5 protein-coding genes and 1 pseudogene are annotated in these 6,059 nt (G+C 70.3%); 1 reads left to right on the top strand and 5 read right to left on the bottom strand.

Annotated elements, in window-relative coordinates:
• Nucleotides 1-179 precede the first annotated feature (179 nt).
• Nucleotides 180-1,532: an ammonium transporter gene (locus CQZ88_RS20535; protein WP_102800218.1), complete on the top strand. Its 1,353-nt coding sequence runs from the start codon at nt 180-182 to the stop codon at nt 1,530-1,532.
• Nucleotides 1,533-1,699: 167 nt separating this feature from the next.
• Here CQZ88_RS20535 and CQZ88_RS20530 read toward each other — a convergent pair whose 3' ends face one another.
• The 5 genes and pseudogenes from CQZ88_RS20530 to CQZ88_RS31455 form a co-directional block, all read right to left on the bottom strand.
• Nucleotides 1,700-2,347, bottom strand: coding sequence for an XRE family transcriptional regulator (locus CQZ88_RS20530; protein WP_029543111.1), 648 nt, complete (start codon nt 2,345-2,347; stop codon nt 1,700-1,702).
• A 134-nt stretch (nt 2,348-2,481) separates the two neighbouring features.
• Complete coding sequence (locus CQZ88_RS20525; protein WP_102800217.1) at nt 2,482-3,807, bottom strand: FMN-binding glutamate synthase family protein; 1,326 nt, start codon at nt 3,805-3,807, stop codon at nt 2,482-2,484.
• Between the two features lie 34 nt (nt 3,808-3,841).
• A complete protein-coding gene (locus tag CQZ88_RS20520; RefSeq protein ID WP_373566472.1) occupies nt 3,842-4,570 on the bottom strand; it encodes a protein glxC in 729 nt (242 codons plus the stop codon).
• Between the two features lie 44 nt (nt 4,571-4,614).
• Complete coding sequence (locus CQZ88_RS20515; RefSeq protein ID WP_006937281.1) at nt 4,615-5,502, bottom strand: glutamine amidotransferase; 888 nt, start codon at nt 5,500-5,502, stop codon at nt 4,615-4,617.
• A 56-nt stretch (nt 5,503-5,558) separates the two neighbouring features.
• Nucleotides 5,559-6,059, bottom strand: a pseudogene (locus tag CQZ88_RS31455) (type III glutamate--ammonia ligase); the annotation flags it as partial.

The following is a 6,059-nucleotide window of genomic DNA, read 5'->3' as shown; positions in this document are numbered from 1 at the left end:
GGGGGGGGCGGGGGGGGGGGGGGGGCGGGGGGCGACCCGCCGTTACACGAAGTTCACCGGCGGCTCCCACGCAGATTACACACTGGGTTCACTCTCAGGTGACGGTGATTAACAACATAAGACAGTCACCGCGACACGTACGAGGGGCGATCCCTCGGGACTGAACAAGGTGGACACCTATGGAAGAGGCAATCGCTGCCGCCGACACCGCCTGGATCCTCGCGGCCTTCACGGCGGTCTCGCTGATGGTTCCCGGGCTGGCGCTGTTCTACGGCGGCATGGTGAGCGTCCGCAGCACGCTCAACATGATCATGATGACGTTCGCGGGCTTCGCGCTCGTCGGAGTTCTGTGGGTTCTGTTCGGCTACTCGGCGGTGCTCGGAAACTCGCTCGGCGGTGCCGGACTGCTCGGCAACCCCCTCGAGTATCTCGGGCTCGGCCAGCTGCTCGAGGCGCCGGCCGAACCGGGACTCCCGCCGGCGCTGATAGCCGGATTCCAGCTCTTGTTCGCGGGCATCACGGTCGCCCTCGTGTGCGGCGCCCTTGCCGACCGCATGAAGTTCTCGGCCTGGATGGTGTTCGCCGGGCTGTGGGCTGTGCTGGTGTACTTCCCCGTCGCGCACTGGGTCTTCGCGTTCGATTCCGAGGACGGGTCCGTCGTCGGCGGCTGGATCGCCAACACCCTCGGTGCGGTCGACTTCGCCGGCGGCACCGCCGTGCACATCAACGCCGGCATCGCGGCCCTCGCGGTCATCATCGTCCTGGGCAAGCGGCGCTCGTTCCTGAATCCGCCCCGCCCGCACAGCCTTCCGCTGACCGTTCTCGGTGCCGGCATCCTGTTCTTCGGCTGGTTCGGGTTCAACGGCGGTTCCGCGCTCGCCGCGGACAACAACGCCTCGGTCGTCGTGCTCAACACCATCGCCGCGTCGTGCGCCGGCATCTGTGGCTGGCTGATCGTCGAGAAGCTGCGGGAGGGTCACGCCACGACCCTCGGCGCCGCGTCCGGCCTCATCGCCGCGCTCGTCGCGATCACCCCGGCCTGCGGTGCCGTCTCGCCGCTCGGCGCACTGGTCGTCGGTGCCCTGGCCGGTGCGCTGTGCTGCTACGCGATCTCGCTGAAGTTCCGCCTGGGCTACGACGACGCTCTCGACGTCGTCGGCATCCACCTCGTCGGCGGTGTTCTCGGCACGCTGCTCATCGGTTTCCTGGCGGTGCCGGAGGCTCCCAGCGGCGCGGCCGGGCTGTTCTACGGCGGCGGAATCGGCCTGCTCGGCACCCAGACCGTCGCGGTGCTCGCGGTGCTGGCCTACTCCTTCGTCGTCACCTGGATCATCGCCAAGGGTCTCGACCTGGTGATGGGCCTGCGCGTCGATCCGGAGGCCGAGTACGAGGGTCTCGACGTCGTCGTGCACGGCGAGACCGCCTACGTGCTCGACGCGGTGGGCTTCACCGGCACGTCCCGTACGGAGGCGGCGTCGGTCGCGGAGGCGGCGACGGCACTCACGTCCAAGGCGGCAGCCGAGAAGCTCTGACCGAGGACCGACAACGGGTGAGGCCCCCGCTACGGCGGGGGCCTCGTTCGTCGTCGAGCGGGAGATTCTCGCGACGAGGGGGCGGTTACCGCTGCCTGCACCCGCGATGCACCGCGGCGGTGTCCCTCTCGACGCGGAAACCCCCCCGCTCGTGGTGGAGAGCGGGATCAGTCCTGGTGTTTGTCCGGGTACGCGGTGACCGCGAGGAACCGGATGGGCAGGGTGACGAGCTCGTTCGGCCCGTGGATGCCCTCGCCGTCGAGCAGCAGGGCGTCGCCGGGTTGGAGCCGGTACTCGGATTCGCCGTGCCCGTAGACCATCTCGCCCTCGAGCATGTAGAGCAGCTCGGTCCCCGGATGCTGGAACAGCGGGAAGACCTCGCTCGCGTCGGTGAGCGTCACCAGCACGGGCTCTAGCCGCTTGTGCTGGCCCCGCAGCGTGCCGAGCAACTCGTAGTGGTGTCCGACGCGGGTGCCGCGGCCGACGATCTCCGCGCCCTGGCCGGCCTTGACGAACACCGCCTCGCGCTGCGCGTCGGCGCCGCGGAACAGCGACGTCACCGGTACGTCGAGACCTGCGGCCAGGCGGGCGAGGGTCGAGAGGCTGCACGACGTCTGGGCGTTCTCGATCTTCGACAGCATCGCCTTGGAGATGCCCACCTTCGCGGCCATGTCGCCCACGGAGAGCCCGCTGGCGATCCGCAACTTGCGGACCTCCTGTGCGATGGCGCGTTCCAGGTCCACCCCGGTCGGGGTGTCCCGCGGGACCTCCCGGCCCGGCGCGTCGTGCAGTACGGGGCGCTCGGGGCTGCTCATGTCCTCACTGTACGTGCTGTTTCCCGACAGTGGACGATCGTGCGAGGGGCAGGCACACGGAACGAGCGAATGTGCCTTACCGTCGGACAGGCCGACAGTAAGGCACATTCGCTCGGTGGAAGGCGGGCAGCGGCTCAGAAGCCCTGGCCGGGCACCCAGTTGGTGCCGGCCAGTGGCACCCGCGCCATGGCGGCCGACTCGATGGTCAGGGCCACGAGGTCCTGCGGCTCGAGGTTGCGCAGGTGCGACTTGCCGCAGGCGCGTGCGATGGTCTGGGCCTCCATGGTGAGCACGCGCAGGTAGTTCGCGAGGCGGCGGCCGCCCTCGACCGGATCGAACCGGGCCTGCAGGTCCGGATCCTGCGTGGTGATGCCGGCGGGGTCCTTGCCGTCCTGGAAGTCGTCGTAGAACCCGGCGGCCGAGCCGAGCTTCTCGTACTCCGCCTGGTACCGGGGGTTGTTGTCGCCCAACGCGATCAGCGCCGCGGTGCCGATGGCGACGGCGTCCGCGCCGAGGGCCATGGCCTTGGCGACGTCGGCGCCGGACCGGATGCCGCCGGAGACGACGAGCTGCACGCCACCGGGCGTGCGGTGCATTCCCATCTCCTGCAGCGCCTGCACGGCCTGGGGGATCGCGGCGAGGGTGGGAATGCCGACGTGCTCGATGAACACGTCCTGCGTGGCGGCCGTGCCACCCTGCATGCCGTCGACCACGACGACGTCGGCACCGGCCTTCACGGCGAGCTTGACGTCGTAGTAGGTGCGGGTTGCGCCGACCTTGACGTAGATCGGCTTCTCCCACCCGGTGATCTCGCGCAGTTCGATGATCTTGACGGCGAGGTCGTCCGGGCCGGTCCAGTCGGGGTGCCGGCACGCGCTGCGCTGGTCGATACCGACGGGCAGGGTGCGCATTCCGGCGACGCGCTCGGTGATCTTCTGCCCGAGCAGCATGCCGCCGCCGCCGGGCTTGGCGCCCTGGCCGAGGACGACCTCGATCGCGTCGGCCTTGCGCAGGTCGTCGGGGTTCATCCCGTAGCGCGACGGCAGGTACTGGTAGACGAGGTGCTTGGACTGACCGCGTTCCTCCGGCGTCATGCCGCCGTCGCCGGTGGTGGTGGACGTGCAGACCTCGCTGGCGCCGCGCCCGAGAGCCTCCTTCGCCCGCCCGGACAGCGCCCCGAAGCTCATGCCGGCGATGGTGACCGGGATGTCGAGGTGCAGCGGGTACTTCGCGTGCCGGTCGCCGAGGACCACGTCGGTCTCGCACTTCTCGCGGTAACCCTCGAGCGGGTACCGCGACATCGACGCGCCGAGGAACAGCAGGTCGTCGAAGTGCGGAAGCTTGCGCTTGGCGCCCCATCCGCGGATGTCGTAGATGCCGGTCTCGGCGGCACGCTGGATCTCGTGGATGACGTTGCGGTCGAAGGTGGCCGACTCACGAAGTCCGGGCTGGAAGGTCATGGGAGTCTCCTGGGATGCGGTGCGGGCGGTGCGATCAGTACGCCGAGGCGTTGTCGACGTGGAAGTGGTAGAGCCCGCGGGCGGAGCCGTAGCGGGTGAACTCGGCGGGGTCGGCGTCGAAGCCGGCCGCCCGGAGGAGTTCGCGCAGTTCCTCGAGGTGCTCGGGCCGCATCTCCTTCTTGACGCAGTCCGCACCGAGGGAGGCGACGGTGCCGCGGATGTAGATGCGCGCCTCGTACAACGAATCTCCGAGGGCCTCGCCGGCGTCGCCGAGGACGACGAGCCGTCCGGCCTGTCCCATGAAGGCACTCATGTGGCCGATGCTGCCGCCGACGACGATGTCGACGCCCTTCATGGAGATGCCGCAGCGGGCGGCGGCATTGCCCTCGATCACCAGCAGCCCGCCGTGGGCCGTGGCGCCGGCGGACTGGGAGGCGTCCCCGGTGACGCGCACGGTGCCCGACATCATGTTCTCGGCGACCCCGACCCCGGCGTTGCCCGCGACGGTGACGGTCGCATGCTTGTTCATCCCGGCGGCGTAGTAGCCGACGTGGCCTTCGATGCGCACGTCGATCGGCCGGTCGAGCCCGCACGCGAGGGCGTGCTTGCCCTGGGGATTGGTCACGGTCACCGCGGCCGGGGCCTCGGTGGCCTGCAGTGCGGCGTTCAGTTCGCGCGTGGTGGTGACGTCCAGGTCGTACGTCGCCGTGGCGGGGAGCGTGTCGGTGGGCAGTGTGTCGGTGCGCAGCGTCTCGGTGGTCATGGGCGTCTCCGGCGTCGAAGAGATGGGGGAAGCGTCGGTGCTGGTCAGCGGTGCCATACGTAGACCCGCTCCGGCTCGGGCTCGAAGATGTGAGCGTCCGCGATGCCGGGCAGGCCGGCGAGGGCCCGGAACTCGGAGGCCATCGCGACGTACGCGTCGGTCTCGGCGACGATCGCCGGCTTGCAGGCGATCGGGTCGCGTACGACGGCGAACGAGTCGGACGTCGACACGAGGAGGGTGTAGAACCCGTCGAAGCGCTCCCCGAGCAGACGCAGGGCCTTCTCCAGGTCGGCGCCCTCGGCGAGGTGCTTGGCGACGAACCGTGCCCCGACCTCGGTGTCGTTCTCGCTGTCGAATGCCACACCCTCGGCCTCGAGTTCGCGCTTGACCGACAGGTGGTTGGAGAACGAGCCGTTGTGCACCAGGCACTGGTCCGGGCCGACGGCGAACGGGTGCGAGCCGGCGGCGGTGACGGCCGATTCGGTGGCCATGCGGGTGTGGCCGACGCCCTGCCAGCCGGAGGCGGCCGGGATCCCGAAGCGCTCGGCCAGCGCCACCGGATCGCCCATGCCCTTGAGGACGGTCACGTCGTCGCCGAAGCCGATGATCGTTGCACCGGGGTCGACGGCGCGGACGGTGTCGGCGAGCAACTGGGCCGGGACCGGCGCGTGGAGCACGGTGGTGGGGGCCAGGTCGATCGCGGTCACGGTCACGCCGAGTGCGGCACCGGCGGTGGCGGCGACGTCCGGGGCGGCGCCGAGCAGGGACACCGACGCGTGGCCGGCGGGGGAGAAGGTGGGGTCGCCGTAGAGGGCGACTCCGGCCGAATCCGGCCCCCGGTCGACCATCTGGCCGAGCATGCCGGTCAGCAGGCCACCCAGCCGGGGGGCGAGGGAGGCGTCACGCAGGTGAAGCCCGACGATTCCGCACATGGGTCGTCTCTCCTTTACAGGTCGTCGTTCGCGGTGGCCCGTTCGGACCGAACGGGTCAGAAGGCGGTCAGGTAGCTGTCGATCTCCCACGAGGTCACGGTGTTGTGCCAGTGGAAGAACTCCTCCCGCTTGAGGGAGGCGAAGTACTCGGCGACGCCCGGGCCGGCGGCGTCGAGGGCGCCGGTGACGACGGGGTCGGCGGTGAGCGCGTCCATCGCGTGCAGCAGGGTCATCGGCAGCGTCTCCGAGTTCGGGGTGCCGCCGGGTGCGCCGGGATCGAGCTTGCGGTCGATGCCGTCGAGGCCCGCCGCGACGGTCGCGGCGGCAGCGAGGTACGGGTTGGCGGAGCCGTCCCCGCCGCGCAGCTCGACGCGGTTGCCGTCCGGAACGCGGAGGTAGTGGGTGCGGTCGTTGCCGCCGTAGGTGGCGTGCCGCGGCGACCACGTCGCGCCGGAGCTGGTCGCGGTGGCGCCGGTCCGCTTGTAGGAGTTGACGGTCGGGGCGATCACGCCCTGCAGGGCGCAGGCATGGTCGAGGATGCCGGCGATGAACGCGTA

The sequence above is a fragment of the Rhodococcus sp. ENV425 genome (assembly GCF_002887785.1).
Taxonomy (GTDB): domain Bacteria; phylum Actinomycetota; class Actinomycetes; order Mycobacteriales; family Mycobacteriaceae; genus Rhodococcus; species Rhodococcus aetherivorans.
This window is presented reverse-complemented; position numbering and strand designations above follow the sequence as displayed.